This window comes from Herbaspirillum chlorophenolicum (assembly GCF_001189955.1).
GTDB lineage: Bacteria > Pseudomonadota > Gammaproteobacteria > Burkholderiales > Burkholderiaceae_D > Herbaspirillum > Herbaspirillum chlorophenolicum.
In genome coordinates this window covers 1-18,203 of record NZ_LFLT01000027.1, presented here as the reverse complement: position 1 = coordinate 18,203, position 18,203 = coordinate 1, and the positions used below count along the sequence as shown (strand labels likewise).

Annotated in this window: 19 protein-coding genes and 2 pseudogenes; 10 read left to right on the top strand and 11 right to left on the bottom strand. The window is 59.6% G+C overall.

Annotated elements, in window-relative coordinates:
* The 9 genes from AKL28_RS16030 to AKL28_RS15990 all read right to left on the bottom strand — a co-directional run bounded on the left by AKL28_RS16030 (position 1) and on the right by AKL28_RS15990 (position 8,333).
* A complete protein-coding gene (locus AKL28_RS16030; protein WP_050469166.1) occupies positions 1-576 on the bottom strand; it encodes a phage baseplate assembly protein V in 576 nt (191 codons plus the stop codon).
* The gene (locus AKL28_RS16025) at positions 573-1,625 is read right to left on the bottom strand and encodes a phage baseplate assembly protein (protein WP_050469165.1); all 1,053 of its coding nucleotides are present in this window, start codon (positions 1,623-1,625) and stop codon (positions 573-575) included. The genes AKL28_RS16030 and AKL28_RS16025 overlap by 4 nt, the downstream gene beginning before the upstream one ends.
* Positions 1,618-2,775: a DNA circularization N-terminal domain-containing protein gene (locus AKL28_RS16020; protein WP_050469164.1), complete on the bottom strand. Its 1,158-nt coding sequence runs from the start codon at positions 2,773-2,775 to the stop codon at positions 1,618-1,620. Before AKL28_RS16020 ends, AKL28_RS16025 begins: the two co-directional genes overlap by 8 nt.
* Positions 2,772-4,922 (bottom strand): phage tail tape measure protein, encoded by a 2,151-nt coding sequence (locus tag AKL28_RS16015; protein ID WP_050469163.1) that lies wholly within the window; start codon positions 4,920-4,922, stop codon positions 2,772-2,774. The genes AKL28_RS16020 and AKL28_RS16015 overlap by 4 nt, the downstream gene beginning before the upstream one ends.
* 222 nt (positions 4,923-5,144) lie before the next feature.
* Positions 5,145-5,468 carry a phage tail assembly protein gene (locus tag AKL28_RS16010; RefSeq protein ID WP_050469162.1) on the bottom strand — a complete coding sequence of 108 codons (324 nt, stop codon included), beginning with the start codon at positions 5,466-5,468 and terminating at the stop codon, positions 5,145-5,147.
* Positions 5,469-5,478: 10 nt separating this feature from the next.
* Positions 5,479-5,841 carry a phage tail tube protein gene (locus AKL28_RS16005; RefSeq protein WP_050469161.1) on the bottom strand — a complete coding sequence of 121 codons (363 nt, stop codon included), beginning with the start codon at positions 5,839-5,841 and terminating at the stop codon, positions 5,479-5,481.
* A 56-nt stretch (positions 5,842-5,897) separates the two neighbouring features.
* Positions 5,898-7,370 carry a phage tail protein gene (locus AKL28_RS16000; protein ID WP_050469160.1) on the bottom strand — a complete coding sequence of 491 codons (1,473 nt, stop codon included), beginning with the start codon at positions 7,368-7,370 and terminating at the stop codon, positions 5,898-5,900.
* A complete protein-coding gene (locus AKL28_RS15995) occupies positions 7,367-7,846 on the bottom strand; it encodes a phage tail terminator protein (RefSeq protein WP_050469159.1) in 480 nt (159 codons plus the stop codon). The genes AKL28_RS16000 and AKL28_RS15995 overlap by 4 nt, the downstream gene beginning before the upstream one ends.
* The gene (locus AKL28_RS15990) at positions 7,833-8,333 is read right to left on the bottom strand and encodes a phage protein Gp36 family protein (RefSeq protein ID WP_050469158.1); all 501 of its coding nucleotides are present in this window, start codon (positions 8,331-8,333) and stop codon (positions 7,833-7,835) included. Before AKL28_RS15990 ends, AKL28_RS15995 begins: the two co-directional genes overlap by 14 nt.
* A gap of 38 nt (positions 8,334-8,371) precedes the next feature.
* Here AKL28_RS15990 and terL point away from each other — a divergent pair, with 38 nt between their 5' ends.
* The 10 genes and pseudogenes from terL (at position 8,372) to AKL28_RS15950 (ending at position 16,986) form a co-directional block, all read left to right on the top strand.
* Positions 8,372-9,457, top strand: coding sequence for a phage terminase large subunit (terL, locus tag AKL28_RS15985; protein WP_231602463.1), 1,086 nt, complete (start codon positions 8,372-8,374; stop codon positions 9,455-9,457).
* Positions 9,450-10,988, top strand: a complete 1,539-nt coding sequence (locus tag AKL28_RS15980; RefSeq protein WP_050469204.1) for a DUF935 domain-containing protein — start codon at positions 9,450-9,452, stop codon at positions 10,986-10,988. The genes terL and AKL28_RS15980 overlap by 8 nt, the downstream gene beginning before the upstream one ends.
* Positions 10,989-10,996: 8 nt before the next feature.
* Positions 10,997-11,263 carry a hypothetical protein gene (locus AKL28_RS24515; RefSeq protein ID WP_061286694.1) on the top strand — a complete coding sequence of 89 codons (267 nt, stop codon included), beginning with the start codon at positions 10,997-10,999 and terminating at the stop codon, positions 11,261-11,263.
* Between the two features lie 2 nt (positions 11,264-11,265).
* Positions 11,266-12,546 carry a PBECR2 nuclease fold domain-containing protein gene (locus AKL28_RS15975; protein ID WP_050469157.1) on the top strand — a complete coding sequence of 427 codons (1,281 nt, stop codon included), beginning with the start codon at positions 11,266-11,268 and terminating at the stop codon, positions 12,544-12,546.
* A gap of 89 nt (positions 12,547-12,635) precedes the next feature.
* On the top strand, positions 12,636-13,232 hold the full coding sequence (locus tag AKL28_RS15970; protein WP_050469156.1) for a phage virion morphogenesis protein: 597 nt from the start codon (positions 12,636-12,638) through the stop codon (positions 13,230-13,232).
* A gap of 341 nt (positions 13,233-13,573) precedes the next feature.
* On the top strand, positions 13,574-13,837 hold the full coding sequence (locus AKL28_RS15965) for a GMC oxidoreductase (RefSeq protein WP_269432196.1): 264 nt from the start codon (positions 13,574-13,576) through the stop codon (positions 13,835-13,837).
* A 96-nt stretch (positions 13,838-13,933) separates the two neighbouring features.
* Positions 13,934-15,382, top strand: a pseudogene (locus tag AKL28_RS25090) (aldehyde dehydrogenase); the annotation flags it as partial.
* The gene (locus tag AKL28_RS25085) at positions 15,365-16,387 is read left to right on the top strand and encodes a SphA family protein (protein WP_306411267.1); all 1,023 of its coding nucleotides are present in this window, start codon (positions 15,365-15,367) and stop codon (positions 16,385-16,387) included. The pseudogene AKL28_RS25090 and the gene AKL28_RS25085, both read left to right, overlap by 18 nt.
* Positions 16,388-16,428: 41 nt before the next feature.
* Positions 16,429-16,695: an antibiotic biosynthesis monooxygenase gene (locus AKL28_RS15955; RefSeq protein WP_050469154.1), complete on the top strand. Its 267-nt coding sequence runs from the start codon at positions 16,429-16,431 to the stop codon at positions 16,693-16,695.
* A gap of 24 nt (positions 16,696-16,719) precedes the next feature.
* Complete coding sequence (locus AKL28_RS15950) at positions 16,720-16,986, top strand: hypothetical protein (protein WP_155835296.1); 267 nt, start codon at positions 16,720-16,722, stop codon at positions 16,984-16,986.
* 44 nt (positions 16,987-17,030) lie between these two features.
* Here the strand turns inward: AKL28_RS15950 and AKL28_RS15945 are convergent, their stop codons facing one another.
* Both AKL28_RS15945 and AKL28_RS15940 read right to left on the bottom strand, forming a co-directional pair.
* Positions 17,031-17,606 carry a YceI family protein gene (locus AKL28_RS15945; RefSeq protein WP_034303217.1) on the bottom strand — a complete coding sequence of 192 codons (576 nt, stop codon included), beginning with the start codon at positions 17,604-17,606 and terminating at the stop codon, positions 17,031-17,033.
* A 23-nt stretch (positions 17,607-17,629) separates the two neighbouring features.
* Positions 17,630-18,183: pseudogene (locus AKL28_RS15940) on the bottom strand (YceI family protein).
* Positions 18,184-18,203 lie beyond the last annotated feature (20 nt).

Sequence of the window (18,203 nt, the reverse complement as noted above, 5' to 3'; positions counted from 1 at the left end):
TCAATTCACCTTTGATGTCGGCGTACCTGGTGCAGTGCTGGTATGAGTGTGGCCATCGCTCACATCCTTGCCATTGACCTTGAAACCGCCTGTCACATCCGCGCCGCCCTTCATTTCCGCCATGCCGCCAGCAGCACCGTAGTAGCCGGCTGCGGAGGTGGTTTGTCCCATGACCTCCAGATTGCCGCCTATCTGCGCATCGCCGGTCGTCTTGAATAACGGCGTCTCCGCGATGACCTCGGTTGCAGCCTTGGCCAGGATCGTGCCGCCGCGCTTCAACTGCATGAAATTGCCTTCGTCATCGTGTATCGCAACCTCACCCTCCTGGAGGTCCATCTGATAACGCTTGTCGCCCACGATCAGCGCAACGCCATAGGACCGGTCGCCAGAGGGAAACACCAGGTGCGCCTGGCTGCCCGGTTTTGGCCGATAGGAAAAACCATACGGCTCGACGCGCTTGATGTTGTCCAGCGGCTCGCCATCCAGCACTTCGACTTGTATTTTTTCGGCACCGCCCAGCGTGACATTGCCTTGCGCAACCATCAATTGCACCCGCGCCCATACCTGATCGCTCATTTGCTGGTCCCTTTCACGCCTTTGACGCCCGTACCGCGTTTTGTCTTTTTCTTCTCTTCGCCCATGAACGCGTCCCGGCGCATGACCTGGAGATGCGCCATATCCGCGCCTTTATCGTCATAGGAGCGCCGCAGCTCGCCGACCAGGAACACGTCGTTGATGTCTTCTTCGGGAATGATCACGCGCACCTGCGTATTGATGGCCCAAGGCTTATAGAGGCCGTCGCTGTCCAGGTAACGCCATCCCGGCACCTCCAGATCGATGCGATGGGCTCGGGCAAGGCGGCGATTGCGTTCCAGCGTTGCGCGCCGCTCGACGCCGCCGATACTGCTGCTATACCGGTCTGCGACGATGTGCATCGGCCTGAAAAAATGAATGCCCGCGTCTTTGATGCTGCCCTTCAAAGAATGGTCGCTGCTGTAATCGAAACTCTTGATCACATAATCGGAGAACCGCAATTTGAACTCGTCCACCACCTCATAGCGCGCAATATTCACGCCGTATTGCAGCGTGGCCACCGGCGCGGCGGCGGTCGGCTGAGTCAGGATCAGGCCACCTGAAGGCAACGGGTAAAGCAACAGATTGGCCGCTCTCACGGCATTGATAAGCGCATTGGCCGGCACTTCGCATTGCATCGAAAAGCTCGGCACCACGGTTGTTTCGGCATCGATGATTACAGGCACTTTAAACGTCTCGCAAAGACGCTTCACAATGTCGCCCAGCTTGAGCCCGGACATTGTTTTCGAATACTGGCAATCGACCAGCTCGCGCCCCAGGGAGCGTGCCTGGATCGATATCCGGTGACTGGTCTTGTCGACCAGGCGGCGCAGCACGTCGGGCCGCACGGTGGTGAGCAAATCGCTCCCCATCATGACCTCGGCGACAGTGTTGGCGTCCAGGCCGAGCGGGTTGCTGCTGCCGTCGCCTGGGCGTGTGATGGCCAGCTCGACGCTTGCGCACAGATCGTCGACCGAAGTACGGATGTCGACGTGCTGCCAAAAGCCGTAGCGCTGGCCATTGAATCGCAGCTCGGCAATTGCCTCATCCATTGATTTCCCCCTTCACAAACAGCGGATGACGCACCTTGTTGCGCGCCAGAAAAACGTCTTCGTCAATCTGGAGCCGATAGGCCAATACGACAGCCGGCAACGACTTGACGACATCACGCACCACAGCGGGCTTGAGGTCTTGCACCATCAGCGCTTCCATGACCGCCGTACGAACCGATACAGCGGCCTGGAAGACGGGATCAGGCAAGTTAGGCAACAAGGTATCGATAGCATTTACGGTGCTGGTCAGCACAGCATCGCGATCTTCCTCGGTCTTGTATTCAGCAATAGCCACCTGGGCGGTTGCGCTGACCAGGAGCCGGCTACGCAAGTCGGACTCACGCACCAGGTTACGGATAACCGCCCCATCAGTCGCGGCCACGCCGGTCAGTTCTGGAATCCTGGGCGTCGTGGCCATGCTGGCCAGGCGAGTGACGACACGCGGGCGCGACGTGGCATCCAGGTCGTCGGTGTCGACACTGCCGAACAGATCGGCAAAGCCGCGCAGCATATTGGCGTACTGCTGCGGGATGGCCATCAGCGTATTGATGTCGCCCTTGATACCGTTGATCACTCCCATGACCTGATTCGCCCAGGTTAGCGGCAGCTTGGCCAGCGAGATCAAATTGCGCACGCCCTCAAGCTGCTGACTCACTGCGGCAATAAAAGAGGTCATGCCATCGGCGCTCATGGGCTCCAGGCTGAAGTCGGCTTCGGCGGCATCGGACAACTGGTGTGTCTTGTCGATGGCGACATCAACCTTATCGGCGGCGACAACGTACGGCTGTTCGCCGCCAGGAACAAACTCAATGGCAACCGTGCAATAGCCGCCCTTGTCGTTGGTTTCGGCAACATCCCAATCTCGCACGCGTACCCAAATCCAGCCAAGCCAGGGATGCAACAGCCAATCAGCGCCGGGCGTGTTCAGTTTTTCGAGAAAGCCGTTTCGCTCCAGGTCATAGTCTTGGCCGATGAAATAGGCATTGAGCTTGTAATCCCATGCCTTGCCGCCCATGTCCTTGACCAGCGGTTGCTCCGCACCAGGGAATTCGTTGATGGCCAGACGCCGGCCACCTTTTGCCGCGTGGCCATCCGACAGGAAATCGAAGCCGCGCCAGTTGGCCGTGGCCATACGGTCGACGTAGTTCATCGCGGCGCTCCGTTCCAGACGTTACCGGTATTGAACTGGATGTTCGCCCCGTTGGCCTGGATCGACTGATTTTGCAGAACGAGACCAGGAGCGAGCCCGACAGTCATGCGTGCATTCACGTCGACCGGCTTTTGCTCGCCGCCTTTCAAGAGGTCTTTCATGCCTTCCCAGGCGAGGCCACCAAGGCCGCCGACTGCTGCACCGACGCCAGTGCCAAGGACCGGCACGATACTGCCGATAGTCGCGCCCAAGGCAGCGCCATTCAATGCGCTGGAGCCGTACCGGCTCATTGCTGATTCCTCGCCGAACGCCTTTTCCAGCGCCCAATCGCCGGCCATTGCACCGACGCCAGCGATGCTACCGACCTTACCGGCGCGAAGCACTTTGCTGGCCACGCTGCTTGTTGCCGCCCATGTCGCGGCGCGACCGATGGCACCGCCACCAACTGCATTACCGCCCATCGTCATCGACGCCAGGCCAGCAGCGCCAGCGAGTGCGCCGAGTGCCGTTGTCGCCAGGACGGTAGTGCCGACTAGGAGCGGATGCTTACTGGCCAGGTCTGAAAACGCTTCCGACGCTCTGCCTATTGCTGGGGTAAGCCCGTCGATAGCCGACTTCTGCGCCATCGCAGCATCTTCCTTGGCTTGTTCCATCTTGTAGTCAGGAGTTGCCGCAATGACCTGGTGTGCGATGTCGGCCGAGGAACCCGCATCAGAACTATCAAACTTTGACGCGAATTGCCCCCGGACCTTCCCTAGCACAGTGTCTGTGTAAGTTGAGTTGTTCATCAGCCCGAGGAAAGCCATCAGCGACTGTTGATTGTGAAACACCTTACCGACAGCAGTACCTTGTACCTGAGAGGCCATCGCTTCGATGATGGTGCGTTGGCCTTCCTTGTCGTCTTTGTCTGTGGCCTTGAGTTTTGTTTGCAAGGCTTGATAGGACTTGTTTTTGGAAAAAACTGTCTGCATCATGTCCAAGGTCGCCGAAACCTTGTCGACGCCCTTGGATTGATAGTCGAGGAATACATCATCGACTGACTTCAGATTCTTTTCTTTGTCACCTTTCTTCATCTTCTGGCCGTTGGCCAAATACTGTTCCGCCATGTATTTTCGGAAGTGTGGCGTGTTCAGTTCATTGAGCAGATCGCGAAGATTGTTACCGGCTTCATCCTTCGTGCCGGCAGTGATGACCGATGCTTGATTCCAGGCGGCCAGCTTCGCGAAACCCTCTTTCCCAGATAGGCCAAGATTGCCGGCCATTGCCATCTGTTGCGGCAACCACTTGGCCATATCCTTCAGCTCAAAGCCACCCGCCTGACCCGCAGCCATCGCGGCGCTGAGTACCTTGGGCAAATCCTCCGGTTTGATCTTGAAGCTCTGCATCGCACGGATGCCAATGGTCGCCAGTTCCTTGGCGTCTGTGCCGGATGCGGTCGAGGTTTTGATAATGCCGGGCAGCATTTTGATTGCATCAGTATCGGAAACTGTACCGGATGCGATCATCGTATCGAGCGCTTCGGCCACTTGTTCACGTGTTCCGCCCCCGGAGTGCCGCGCCTGATTGACAGCATCTTCCAACGTCTTCATACCCGACATGCGACCGGACGCATCTCGTTCAGCATAGGCGGTGTTAGCCATGTTGGCCAAGCGACGGTCATAGCTCATCGCTCGTTCAGCCGGCCCCTTCAACGTATATGCGGCAGCACCTATGCCGACCGCAGCAGCCCCGGCGAACTTGAGCGCACCATGCGCTTTCTGCGCGGCGGTGAGGCGTCCCATCTCGTTTGTGAGCTTCGTGACGGTTTCTCGCATCTTGTCCGCCGCCATAGCCTGTTCACGCCAGGACATCGTACCGGACGAGCGGAGACGGTTGTAAGCGGCTTCTGTCTGCTGGATTTCGCGCTGGATGGAACGTTCGGAACGCACGCCCAAGGTCTCGCGGGCGGCGTAAAGTTTTTCGTAGCTGGAGCGTTGGCGTGCCGCACTCTTTTCCGTGGCCTCGGCGGCTTTTTGGGCTGCGCGCTCGGTCGCCGTGCTGACCTTCGTGGCTTCCTGCTGTGCGGTTTGTGTCAGCGCCTTGATGCCAGCGGCAGTGCCGCTATCACGTAGTTTGACTCGGATTTCTACATCAACAGGCGATGTCATAAAAAAAGCTCCAGTACCGGGGGTGGTATCTGGAGCTTACCGAGGAGAACCCTCGAAAAGAATACGGGAAATGTTTCCCGCTGTATCTGGTCAGGTGCTAACTAAATTTCTTCCCTGTCAGTGCGGCGGCAATCTCGGCCATGACGAACAGCTTGGAAAGAGACATGGCTTCGATGATCGGCAAAGGTTGATGCAGACCATGCGCCACCAGCCCGACAGCGGTCAGGATGCGGGCGACCCTTGCTTTTTTGCCTTGTCTTCCTCCGATTCCTCTGGATCGGCGGTATTCCCGGTCGATTGCTCTTCGTCGGCGTTGATCATCGCGTCGGCCATGTTCGCCGCCGCTTGGTAGTCGGGACCGCGCAACTGCTTGACGATCTCTTCGTCCGTGCCGGTCAGGCTGGCGATCAACGCGATGCGCTGCGCGACGCCGCCCCGCACGTCGAACGAAAGATAATCGCCTGCGACCGTGTAGTCACGGAAGGTCAGCTTTTTGATGCTGGTCTTGCCCAAAGTCAGAGGGTATTTGAGAGTCAAATTTGCCATGTCGTTCTCCTTAGATCGGTTCGGACGTGTTGGCCATGATGGTGATTTTCGAGCCGCCATCATCGCCGACCGGAACAGGGTCGGACACGAAAGCCATACTCAGCATATGCACCTTGCCATCGGACAGGCGTACCGTCACATCCTCGTCGACGATAGCGTTGATCGCAGTGATATCGACGCCAGGCGTGAGGTTCAGATTGAGCTCCAGCTTTGCGGGCTGGCCGGACTCGGTATGACCGCCGTCTTCCGGCAGGCGTCCGGCCTTATGCTCGCGCTTGGTGCCGCTGGGCGTGAACGTGCCTGGCTTGTCCGCCAGCGGCAGCTTGCCGATGGAAGGCACGGACACGGTGCGGATGTTGGTCAGTTGTGCCATGTTAAAAACCCTTTCAAATCAGATGTAAATTCGATGTATCAGATCCCGCTTGCCGGTTAGAACAGCGGGACCGCCTTGCGGAAGCGCGAATGGCCGGCCACGATATAGAACGGCGAGTTGATCACGGGATCGTCCTGGAAGTTGAAGCGACTTGGATTGGTCGCATCCTGTTCCACCAGCAACGTGCTCTTGTAGTAGTCGTAGGCTTGCACCCAACCTTTCTCGGCCATCAGCACATTCTTGTAGACCGACAGCAGCAACGCCCGCACGCTGTCTTCGGTCGTGATCGGCAAGCCAGGACGGAAGCCTTCGTTGGTCTTTGCCGCCACCGTCCCACGGAACCGTTGAATCGCTGCGTTGCGCTGTTCGGTGCGGATGCGTTCGGTAACCTCGGAAGCGTTGATGTCCAGGTAGGCGTCATCGGTGGCGCCGTCAGGCCGATACAGGTACATCGAAATCAGACGCTTGATTGAGCAAGAGCCGTCCTTGCCGACTTCCATCACGCTCATGCCCTTGAACAGCAGACTGTTGGAGTTTGTCCAGTCGTGATAGGTCACCGCTTTCAGCCCTGGCAATTGCAAGCCCTCCAGGGACTTCACCGGATTGTTATTCAGGCTTGGCGCGGCGACCGATACCAGGGTTGCGGCTGCTTCCCAGGTGGTCGGTGGATTGAGCTCAAGCGAGAGGTCGGCGATGTGCTCATAGTTCTTCGATTCGCCGAACGAGGCAGCGGCATCGAAGTCGCCGCGATGTGCCGTGAAGGCACGGAAGCCCGCTTGCATCGGCACGCGTCGACGGCGCTGCGTTTCGGCATGCCATGCCGCCAGGGTCGCTGCGTCGTTGATGCCCAGGCCGGCGTAGTTGTAAATCAGCTTGCCGGTCATCGCCACCAGATCGCCGGCAATCGGATCGCCCGTACCGCCTGTCATGGCGGTAATGCTCAATCCCAGGTCGGCGGGGACTTCTTCACCGAACAGGTTGAGGCGGATATCGATGGCATTGCCGCACGTTCCTTTGTGCCGCGCCGTCAATGTCACCACGGCATCCTCGACCGTCGCGATAACAGGGATATCCATGCCAGCGGCAGTGATGGCGGCGGCAATGGCAGTCGCGGCCATTGCTTCGTCCTGGGTGCTGTTGATGCCAACCATGATCGGGCGACCAGCGATATACAGCGCCAGCGTGCCTGCATCCGTTGCCGGTGCATTGACGGTGATCGTCCCATGTGCCGCCACGCCCGCCGCATTGTCTGCGTACGGCAGCATGTACAAGTCGAAGGTCTGGTCGGCCTTGCGGTAGGCAGCGGCCATCTGTGCCAGCATCGAGCCTTCGCCGGCTTTCAGTTGCGCATCCTTGACACCCGACAAGCGGATCAACTCGCCGGCTGGCGCTGTGCCTGTTGGCAGCTTCTGGCCAACCAGGAGCACGGTAGGCAAACCACTGCCCAGCCCGGCCTGGCTGCCGTCGATCTCGATGTATGCGCCGGGGTAGCGCAGTGCGTCAGGCACTTCACTAAACGAAATGCTCATGGTCTTTCTCCTGTGTAGTTGAGGTCGCCATATCCGGGCGGGTCGGGTAAATAATTGGTAATCAAGGCGTCGAACTCGTAGCGGTCGCGCCAATAAATATCGCCATCGGTGTACTGAAGCACCTGGCCGCCTGCGAACTTGATCGGACGCACATCGCCGATCTCATAGCCAAGCAACAGGTCATAGACGGCGCGGCGGTACTTCAACAGCTTGTCGTCGGTCTCGCCGCGACTCTTATGCACGCGGACGTTTTCAATTGCGATAACAGCGTCGAAGGCCAAGGTGACATTTTCGGCACGCTCGCCCGCGTGCTGCACCTTGTCCGACGCCCGCACAATCCAACATGCCGGTAGCGGTAGTGCTGTCGGCGGGACTTGGGCAAACTCCGCCGCGCCCTTGACATCACGAAACCAGATTTCAGAAAAGCCATTCGGCTTCGGCTCAAGCAGCGCGATAACCGGACTAAGAGAAATCACAATCGTCTCCGTGGCGACGGCGCGCGCCGTAACGGCCTGGCCGACTTTCGATGATGGCCATATCGTCGCTGGGCGCAGGCTGCGACTCGTCGATGGGCAGCAGATTCAATATGCCCTTGGCATGGGCCTTGAGCTTGTCCACGGCATCGTCGTATGCCTTGCGGATGTCATCGGTAATGTGTTCCGCCCCTTGCAGGTAGTACAGGGCAATGGTGGACGTGATCCTGGCCAGCAAGGCGGTTTGCACCGTCGCCGGGATGCCATACGACAGCACCAGGGCGGTAGCGTCTTCCAGGGCGTTGTCGATAGCCGCCAGCGCCAGGGCCAGCGCGTCCTGTTCCGCCTGGGTGTAGCCGCTCAGATCGCCGTCATCAATCGCCAGGCGCAATGCCTCGTCCGGCACCATGTCCATGTCAGCCGGGACGGCTAACTGGCCGAGGCGCTGGGCGTTGCTACGCGCCAGGAGGTCGGTACGGCTCGCGAACATTACTTAACCTTGGCCCACATCGCCCGGACCTGATCTTTTTGGATGACCTGGAAAACGATGAAAACGTGCGCGACAAGGCACAACGCGATAAGGTCGAAAGCTTTGTATTGAAAGCGGTTCTTGGCCTGGCCGGTCCTGGCGGCGGCATGGATGTCTTTTGGCCCGGCACCAGCTTGCACTATGACGCCGCGATCAATCGGGTATCGCGTAAGCCTGGTTGGCGACGCAGGGTGTTCAAGTCGATTATGACCTGGCCTGACCGCATGGACTTGTGGGAAAAGTGGGAAGGCATTTACACCACGGCGAGCGACGACGACGACGCCAAGGAAGCTGCCGAGGCGGAAGCACTGGCGTTCTATGAGGCGAATAAGGCTGACATGGATGCGGGTGCCGTAGTGTCCTGGCCAGAGGTCCGCCCACTGTATCGCCTCATGTGCATGCGCGCCGTCGACCACGATGCGTTCAACCAGGAACAACAGAACGAGGCCGGGAACGACGAAACAGCGCCTTTTCGCACCGTGCAATTCTGGGTCGACCATCGCAACGACTGGCTCTACTTCGGTGCTATCGATCCGTCTCTTGGAAAGAAGAACAAGAAACGCGACCCGTCCGCGATTCTGGTCGGCGGCCTCAACCGGGAAACGATGGTGCTTGACCTGGTGGAAGCCGATATCTGCCGCCGTGTGCCGGATTTGATCATCTCTCGAGCGATTGAGTACCAGAAGGAATATCACTGCCTTCAATGGGGCGTTGAGACCGTGCAGTTTCAGGAATTCATGTACACCGAACTCTTGAAGCGCGCAGCACTGGAAGCCATTGCGTTCCCTGGCTTGGCAATGCCGGAAGACGTTGAAAAGGAGCTGCGGATTATCTCTCTGCAACCGCACGTCAACAACGGAAAGATTCGCTTGCATAGGTCTCAGAGCGTAATGATCGAACAGCTCAAGTTCTGGCCGGAAGCCGATCACGACGACGGCCCCGACGCCCTGGAAAAGTTATGGAGGCTGGCAATCAGATTCGCGGTTGAGTGGGAATACATCTCAGCCGCCAGTTCGAGGCGGTCACTCCGCAATACAAGCCGCCGCTCACGCGGCAATGAAGATGATTGGAATGACGATGATTAAAGAGATCAAGGCGGCGTTGAGCAAGGCTGCAACGAAGGGATTGGAAATTTTGCAAGCAGGTCCACGCGCCGGCCAGGACGGCACACTGAACTACAACTCAGTGACCACGCTCGATCCGTCCAGGCTGGCGCAGGCGTTCGCGGTTGCAGATCAGGGCTACATCACGGATCAGGCGGCGCTGTTTGAGCTGATCGAGGAACAGGACACGCATATCTTCGCCGAGCTGTCCAAACGTCGACGTGCTGTGACCGGGCTTGGCTGGAAAATCGATCCGCCTACCGACGCCAGCCAGTCCGAAATCGACCGCACCAATGAGCTCGCGGACATTTTTCGCAAGACGCCGAGTTTCGAGCGTGCGCAATTCAACTTGACGGATGCCGTAGGCAAAGGCGTTTCGGCCCAAGAAATCAAATGGAAAACCGGTAGCACTTGGGTTCCCGAAGAGTTCCTATGGGTTCCCCAACGCATGCTTCAGATTGAGCGGGAATCCGGCACGATTCAGTATCTGAAAATGGGCATTCCAGAACCGTTGCGCGAGTGGGGTTGGATCGTCCATGAGCATCATGCAAAGTCGGGCTACATCGAACAAGCCGCGTTGTTCCGCGTGCTGGCCTGGACCTATGCATACAAGGCGTACAACGTCCGGGACATGCAACGCTTCCTTGAAACCTACGGCATGCCGCTGCGCCTGGGTAAATATCCTGCCGGGATCAGTGCAAAGCAGCGCGACGAACTGTTGCGCGCCGTGAGAAACATCGGCAACGACAGCGCGGGCGTGGTGCCGGACACTATGAAAATCGATTTTGTCCAGGCGATGAGCGGCAACGTCAGCGACTTTCTGAGCGCGGTCGACTATTGGGAGCGCAAGCAATCCATCGCGATCCTGGGCGGCACGCTGACCAGCCAGGCGGACGGCAAGAGCAGCACTAATGCCCTCGGCCAGATTCATGACAAGGTGCGCCGGGAAATCATGCTGCATGACACGCGCCAGCTTGAGCCGACCATCAATCGCCAGTTGGTGAGGCCGGTTGCATTGATCAATGGGATGTTCCCCGAAGATCGCCTGCCGACATTTTGCTACCTGACCGAAGAGACAGTCGACCAGGGAAAAATGGCCGACGTGCTGACCAAGAGCGCGGACATGGGCATGGAAATTGACATCGATTGGGCGCACAAGGCGATGCAGATTCCACGCGCCAAGAAAGACGCGAAGATTCTTGTCGCGTCGGGAAAGTCGGACGCCAAGCCGGCCAGCAAGGCGGACCTGGTGCGTCTGGCCATGCTGTCCAAAACTGGCGAACAAGATGTGACCGGCCCATATGCCGCCCAACTGGCGGCGCTGTGCGCACCACAGGAGCAAATGCTGATTCAGCAGATCGCGGCCATCGTCGCGGAATCAGGTGATTTCGAGGAAGCGCTGACCAAGATTGAAGCATTGCGGGCAGTGCATCCGCAATGGGCTGAGACGATGGCGCTGGGCATGGCCGCCGCCGAGTTGGCGGGCCGCGCCGATATAACCGACGGTCAATAGGAGCTGCTATGTCGAATCTATCAGGAGTGCTGATCCGCCTGAAGTGGCTTATTGCGGGTCCAGAAATGCGGGAATTGGAACGTCGACGCGTCACATGGGAACAGTATCGGCGCTGGCTGGCGGAGTTTCCGCAGGTTGCAATGGCCCTCGATAATATGAAGGCTGAGATTGACGGCGCTGGCCTGGATGCATGTCATCCTCCAAGCACGGACGGCCCCTGGACAGTTGAAGGGCTACGCGACCGCATGCGTCAACTGCAATCGACTGGACATTGAACATGGCCACATCTCCAGACCGCTTGCCATTCTCCGAAGCCATCGATTTCTTCCAGAAGAAAATCCAACTCCCATCGTCGGGTTGGACGGATATCTGGCAGGAGCAACATAGCCACGCCTATGTCGTGGCCGGGGCAACCCATGACGCCCTGGTCGAAGACTTCTACAACGCCATTCGGAAGGTGCAAACAGAAGGCACCGGCTATCCGGCGTTCCGCAAGCAGTTCGATGAAATTGTGGCGAAGCACGGATGGGCGCATAACGGCTCGCCGGGCTGGCGCAGCAAAGTGATTTACGACACGAATATCAGCCAGGCGTACAGCGCCGGGCGCTACAAGCAAATGATGGCGGTAAAACACCTGCGCCCATTCTGGCGATATCGGCATACCAGCACCGAGCATCCGCGCATGACACATCTTTCGTGGGATGGCCTGATCTTGCCTGCCGATGATCCTTGGTTTGATAGCCACATGCCGCAAAACGGCTGGGGCTGCAAGTGCAAAGTCGATTCGCTGTCTCGCACGGAAGCGGCCCGCGCCTGGGAAGGTGCAGGCAAGAGCGGCCCCGATGAAGCGCCGCCTATCGAATGGGAAGAGCGCGTTGTTGGCAAAAATGGCAGCGCACCGCGCCTTGTCCGCACGCCGGTTGGCATTGATCCAGGCTTTGCGTACAACCCAGGTAAAGCCTGGCTCGAACCGCAGACCGTTCCACCGCTTCAGGGATACGACGCGGTTCTAAAAGAGCGCGGCGCGGCCTGGCCGACAGGGTTCAAGCCGCCGTCACTGCCTACGCCGACGATGGTGCCGAAAAGCGTGTTGCTACCAGCCGGTACAGCGCCGGAAGTCGCCGTGTCTGATTTTCTCGACGTGTTCGGAGCCAGCATGGAACAAGGCGCGGTCTTTACGGACAGCGCCGGGAGTTCGCTGGCGGTCACCAAGGCGCTTTTTCAGGACGGCGCGGGTGAATTCAAATGGTTGAGCAAGCCCGACAAGGCATCACGCCTCGAGTACATCAATATGCTGGCCATGACCTTGATTGAACCGGATGAAATTTGGTGGACATGGGTAAAAGATGGCGGCGACGCTGGCCGCTGGCGGCTCAAGCGTCGCTATCTGCGGGCGTTCGAGCTGGAAGGCTCCGATGAGTATGGTGTTGGCGTCTTCGAGTGGGGAAAAACAGGCTGGACCGGCGCGACCACCTTCATGAGCTCGCAGAAGACGGAAAAAGCGCGTGAGGCTTATTTCGACAAGCAGCGTAACGGCAGGCTGGTATTCAAGAAATGAAAAACGCGACCACTTGGGCCGCGTTTGAGTGCCTCGGATACTGTGCAGTAGCGCCGAAACGCAGTCTGACCGAACACAGGACATAGGATATGCAAATATCTTTCGATTTACAAGCAGATCATTTGACCAGGGCACTTGAAGTGATCCGCAGGGAGATTGCCACGCCGGCTCAAATGCTCGGCAGCATCGGGGAAACGCTCAAGATCGTCAATGAGGAACGCCACGCCAAGGGCGTTGCCCCTGATGGCACCAAATGGAAGCCGCTGTCTCCGATGACCATCGGCACGGCGGTATGGAAGTCCCAGGGTGACAAATTCCGCAAGAACGGCCAGATGAGCCTGGCCTCGGCACAGAAGGTTAAAGGCCGCCGCATTCTCTATGGCAATGGTGACATGCTGGGGAGTTTCAATTACCAGGTGAACGGCGACACGCTCACTCTCGGCTTCAGCGATCAGAAAGCGCTCTGGCATCACTTCGGCACCGGCTCCTACGGCCCGAAGGGATCGCCTTACACAATTCTGCCGAAGACGGCAAAGGCTTTGGCCTTCGGCGGCCTGGTTAGAAAGCGCGTGGTGCATCCAGGTATCCCGGCCCGACCGCTGATCGGTTTCCCCGGCTCCGACGCAACGCTGGTCGGTGAAGTTATCGACGATCACCTGATGCTTGTCTTGAATCGCATTCGCTGATCGTTCAAACGGGCTTCAAAGTGGGATTAATTCCGCAACGCGTCGCTGAATATCTCCCGGCCTTTGCCTATTTTTTCCGTACTTTTATCCCGAAACTGTCCGGGAATCATTGTTTTTGTGTTTCGGGCGGTTCGTGAGGATTGGCGAGGCTTTCCGGGTGGTTTCTGATGGTTTTGACCATCCTGTTTCTCCTACCTCCCTACTGCACTGGGGGCAGTGGCGGTGGCGATGAATTTCGCGCGGCTGCGGGCGCGCAAGCTGGCGGCTGGTTGAAGAAAATGGGTTTCTCACAGGCCTGGGCGCGATGTTGATCAGGATTGAGCTCGCAACCGAAGCGCGAGGTGGCGCCCGCCAGGAAGCTTGCCGGTACGGAAATGAACGACCTCATCCGCAATGGCGCGACGACCTATTTCCACGAGAGCGGCACCTGCCGCATGGGCAAGGATTCGCTTGCCGTGGTCGACCCGAGCCTGCGCGTGAATGGCATCAGGAAGCTGAGGATCGCGGACAGCTCGATCATGCCGCGCATCGTGTCGGTGGCGACGATGGCGACCTGCGTACTGATTGGCGAACGGATGGCCGAGATATTGAAAGCCGAGGCCTGAGCGCCCCGCACCAGGCATTTATCGTTACCGGCTTCTACGTTCTGCTGCCAGAGCTGCGGTTACCGGTGACACCACGTTCAAACCAGGAGACAAAAGATGAAAACCCAACTGATTATCGATAACGAACATGTCGCCGCCCGCGGCGGTGCGACCTACGCCCGCATGCATCCGGTGTCCGGCAGCGTCGTCACGACAGCAGCCGCGGCCACCGTCGAAGACGCCATCAAGGCGGCGGAGTCGGCCGCCGCGGCCTTCAAGACCTGGTCGCTGACCAGCCCGACCGAGCGGCGCAAGATCCTGCTCAAGGCCGCTGACGCGCTGGAAGCGCGGGTGCCCGAATTCATCCAGGTCATGGCCAGCGAGGTGGGCGCCTCCGAGCTCTGGAGCGGCTTCAACGTGATGCTGGCCGCGAACCTGTTCCGCGAGGCCGCCTCCCTGGTTACGCAGATCCAGGGCGAAACCATCCCGACCGACAAACCGGGCACACTGTCGATGACGGTTCGCCAGCCGGTTGGCGTGGTGCTCAGCATGGTGCCATGGAACGGCCCGGTGGTGCTGGCGGCCCGCGCCATCGCGTATCCGCTCGCCTGCGGCAACACCGTCATCTTCCGCGCCTCCGAGGCAAGCCCGCGCATGCACCTGATGGTCGCTGAGGCGCTGCTCGAAGCCGGCCTGCCGGCGGGCGCCCTGAACTTCCTGACCAACGACCCGGACAATGCACCGGAAGTGGTTGATGCGCTGATTGCCCACCCGGCCGTCCGCCGCATCAACTTCACCGGCTCGACCCGGGTCGGGCGCATCATCGCGCAGAAGGCTGCCACCCAGCTGAAACGCTGCCTGCTCGAACTGGGCGGCAAGGCGCCGCTGGTTGTGCTCGACGATGCCAATATTGAGGGCGCGGTCAAGGCCGCCGTGTTCGGCTCCTTCCTGTACCAAGGGCAGATCTGCATGTCGACCGAGCGCCTGGTTGTCGACGAAAAGGTGGCCGACGATTTCGTCGCCAAATTCGCGGCACGCGCATCCGCGCTGAAAATGGGCGATCCTGCCGCAGGGCCGGGCTGCGTCATCGGCCCGATGGTCACGGCCGAGAATGGCACGCGCCTGAACGATCTGATCGACGATGCAGTCCGCAAGGGGGCAGTCCTGGTATGCGGCGGAATGGCCGATGGCGCAGTGATGCCGGCGACCATCCTGGACAAGGTGACGCCCGCCATGCGCATCTATGACGAAGAGACCTTCGGCCCGATCACCACTGTCGTACGCGTGAACGGCGCCGAGGAAGCGATCCGCGTCGCCAACGATACGGCCTATGGCCTGTCGTCGGCAGTGTTCGGCCGTGACGTGCACCGTGCGCTGGCGGTCGCCCTCAGGATCGATGCCGGATGCGTGCACGTGAACGGCGCCACGGTCCAGAACGAAGCGCAGGCACCCTATGGCGGCACGAAAAACAGCGGCTATGGCCGCTTCGACGGCCGCGCCGTCATCGACGAGTTCACCGAACTTAAGTGGGTGACCATCGAGCCCGAGATGCAGGACTATCCGTTCTACGTTTTCCGCTGCGCTTCCTCCACGGCGGTGCCGGGCGACCAGCGCCCCACCGCCGATCCCAAGAATAGTCAGGAGACAATCATGACGAACCACACACGCGGCCGCATGCTGCCGCGAACGACGCACGCCCTTGCCGCCTTGGCCGCTTTGCTGTGCAGCCCTGTCTTTGCCACCGAAGGCGGGGGCAGCATCTATGCCAACGGCGTCGAAAACTTCCTGTCAGGGGCGCTGCCGCCGCCGGGCTTCTATTCGATTGTATACGGCACCCGCTACCATGCGACGGCGCTGCGGGACGACAGCGGCAATGACATCGCTGCGGCCGTCGGCGGCTTTCGCGCGGACGTGACGGGTATCGTGCCCCGCTTTGTCTGGGTGAGCGATACCAGGGTATTCGGCGGCCAGCTGGCCTTCCAAACGATCGTTCCGCTGTTGAATGTCGACGTCCGCGTCGGCCCGAATGCGCAGAGCAAGACCGGAATAGGGGACATCAACCTCGCTGCAGCGCTTGGCTATCACGTGTCGGACAAACTCCATTATGTTGTCGCCTTCGAGGTCAACGCACCTACCGGCAAGTATGAACGCGGCGACGTTGCCAACATCGGCCGCAACTACTGGAATGTCGAGCCGCTGATAGCGATTTCTTACGCGCAGCCGTCGGGAATCAACGCCGACGTGAAGCTGATGTACGATTACAATTTCCGCAATGGCGATACCGATTACCGGTCCGGCCAGGAACTGCATGCCGACTATGCGCTCGGCTGGGGCCTTGGCAATGGCTGGGTGGCCGGGGTTGGCGGGTATGTGTACCGCCAGGTTTCCGACGACGACGTCACAGGCAGCAGCGTGCCTGCGAACAGGGGCCGTGCCTTCGCGGCGGGACCGATCGTGAAGTACCAGAGCAAGAACGGCTGGTTCCTCAGTGCGAAGTACGAGCGTCAGTCGGGTGTGCGCAACCGCTCCGATGGAGAGGCCTTCTGGGTCAAGGCCATCATCCCGTTCTGATCGGGCCCATGCGGTAAGCGTCCAGCACATGGAAGGAATGCATGACGAAGCAGTCTGAGAGCGACATTGCAACCAGCGTGATCCTGCACGATGTTCGTCTCGAACATCGTGCCGATTACGAGCGCTGGCTTCTCGATGCCACGGCCGCGCACCAGCGCTTCGCAGGCTATCTGGGGACGGATATCATACGTCCGGTCGAATCCGGTTCCAGGTACGTCATCATCCTGCGTTTTGTCGACAAGGAAACCGCGCACGCCTGGCTGCTCTCGCCGGTGCGTCAGGCGCTGCTGAAGGTTGCCGAACCCTGACTGGCCGGCGACGATCGCTTTCACGTGCACCATGATGCCGAGTTCTGGTTCACCCCGCCATCCGGACGGCGCCAGCCCAGGCGCTGGAAGCAATGGATGCTGTCCGCACTTGCGGTATATCCGCTGACGGTGCTCCTGCCGCCACCAATCCGTACGATGGCGGCATGGATTGTCCCGGGTTTGCCGGGCCTGGCGGTGGCAGCCGTCACCGCATTGATGATTTCAGGTTTGATGGTGTATCTGCTGATGCCCTTCCTGATCCGCCTGGCCGGGCGCTGGCTGATGAAATAGCGGCCTCCCGGCGGCGGAGCGGAGCTGGCGACCAGCAAAGCTTGTTACTGCTTGAGCGCTTCGACCTGGATCGCCAGTTTCACGGTCGGGTTGAAGCCCATCTGCACGCCGTAGTCGATGCCGAAGTCGCTGCGGTTGAAGCTGGCCGAGGCGTCGGCGCCGCAGGCTTCGCGCTTGAACATCGGATGCTGAATGCACTTGAACTGGTTGATCGTCAGCTTGACCGGTTTGGTTACGCCATGCAGGGTCAGTTCGCCGTTGACCTCGAACGGCTGGTCGCCCTTGAAGGTGATCGATTTCGACTTGTAGGTCGCCGTCGGGAATTTGGCGACGTCGAACATGTCCGCACCCTTGGCGTGCTCGTTCATCTTGGCATGGCCGAAGTCGAGGGTGCTGGCATCGATCGTGATGTCGACGCTGCCGGTTTTCGCCTTGCGGTCAAGCGTGATGCTGCCGCTCGTCTTGGTGAACTTGCCGCGCCAGACCGACAGCCCACCCATGTGGTCTGCCTCGAAGCTCGGGAAGGTGTGGTTCGGCTCGATCGCATAGGTGTCGGCGGCGAGTGCGCTCCCGGCGGCGCTGATGGCAAAGGCGGCTGCGATGATGTGCTTGATGTTCATGTGGGTTATTTCCTTGGTTGAGATTACTGGTTGCCCGCTGTGACGCGGAATTTGATCAGGACTTCGTTGGCGAGCATGCTGGTGTCGCTCCACTCACCCTCGCCGATGCCGAAAGTCAGGCGCCGGATCGGAATCTGACCCTCGAATACCTGTCTGGGGCGTCGGCCTTGACCGTCAGCGGAAAGGCGACGTCAGCAGTCTTGCCCTTGATCGTCAGCTTTCCGGTGACCGCAAGCGTCCCATTGGCGGCGGGCTTGATGGCGGTGGAGACGAAGCTGGCCTGCGGGAACTGGGCCGCGTTGAACCACTCCTTCTTTCCGACCTCGCGGTTGTACTCCTGGTCGCCGATGTCGAGGCTGGCCGTCGCGATGTTCACTTGCGCCTTTGCGGCTTCGGGACGCTTTGCGTCATAGTCGATCTGCGCGTTGAACTGCTTGAACTTCGCCTCGACCGGAACGTTCATCTGCTTGAACACGGCGCTGACGCTGCTGCGCGCAGCGTTGACCTTGAGGGGCGCGGCCTGCCCGAACAACGGAACGAGCAGGGACGCGAGTGCGAGATGGCGTAGAGGTTTCATTACTGTTCCTTAAGTGTAGC

What these genes read in the sequence shown, in the direction of transcription:
- AKL28_RS16030 (WP_050469166.1), bottom strand. Translation starts at nt 576, where the DNA reads ATGAGCGATCAGGTATGGGCGCGGGTGCAATTGATGGTTGCGCAAGGC.
- AKL28_RS16025 (WP_050469165.1), bottom strand. Translation starts at nt 1,625, where the DNA reads ATGGATGAGGCAATTGCCGAGCTGCGATTCAATGGCCAGCGCTACGGC.
- AKL28_RS16020 (WP_050469164.1), bottom strand. Translation starts at nt 2,775, where the DNA reads ATGAACTACGTCGACCGTATGGCCACGGCCAACTGGCGCGGCTTCGAT.
- AKL28_RS16015 (WP_050469163.1), bottom strand. Translation starts at nt 4,922, where the DNA reads ATGACATCGCCTGTTGATGTAGAAATCCGAGTCAAACTACGTGATAGC.
- AKL28_RS16010 (WP_050469162.1), bottom strand. Translation starts at nt 5,468, where the DNA reads ATGGCAAATTTGACTCTCAAATACCCTCTGACTTTGGGCAAGACCAGC.
- AKL28_RS16005 (WP_050469161.1), bottom strand. Translation starts at nt 5,841, where the DNA reads ATGGCACAACTGACCAACATCCGCACCGTGTCCGTGCCTTCCATCGGC.
- AKL28_RS16000 (WP_050469160.1), bottom strand. Translation starts at nt 7,370, where the DNA reads ATGAGCATTTCGTTTAGTGAAGTGCCTGACGCACTGCGCTACCCCGGC.
- AKL28_RS15990 (WP_050469158.1), bottom strand. Translation starts at nt 8,333, where the DNA reads ATGTTCGCGAGCCGTACCGACCTCCTGGCGCGTAGCAACGCCCAGCGC.
- AKL28_RS15980 (WP_050469204.1), top strand. Translation starts at nt 9,450, where the DNA reads ATGATTAAAGAGATCAAGGCGGCGTTGAGCAAGGCTGCAACGAAGGGA.
- AKL28_RS24515 (WP_061286694.1), top strand. Translation starts at nt 10,997, where the DNA reads ATGTCGAATCTATCAGGAGTGCTGATCCGCCTGAAGTGGCTTATTGCG.
- AKL28_RS15975 (WP_050469157.1), top strand. Translation starts at nt 11,266, where the DNA reads ATGGCCACATCTCCAGACCGCTTGCCATTCTCCGAAGCCATCGATTTC.
- AKL28_RS15970 (WP_050469156.1), top strand. Translation starts at nt 12,636, where the DNA reads ATGCAAATATCTTTCGATTTACAAGCAGATCATTTGACCAGGGCACTT.
- AKL28_RS25085 (WP_306411267.1), top strand. Translation starts at nt 15,365, where the DNA reads ATGCAGGACTATCCGTTCTACGTTTTCCGCTGCGCTTCCTCCACGGCG.
- AKL28_RS15955 (WP_050469154.1), top strand. Translation starts at nt 16,429, where the DNA reads ATGACGAAGCAGTCTGAGAGCGACATTGCAACCAGCGTGATCCTGCAC.
- AKL28_RS15945 (WP_034303217.1), bottom strand. Translation starts at nt 17,606, where the DNA reads ATGAACATCAAGCACATCATCGCAGCCGCCTTTGCCATCAGCGCCGCC.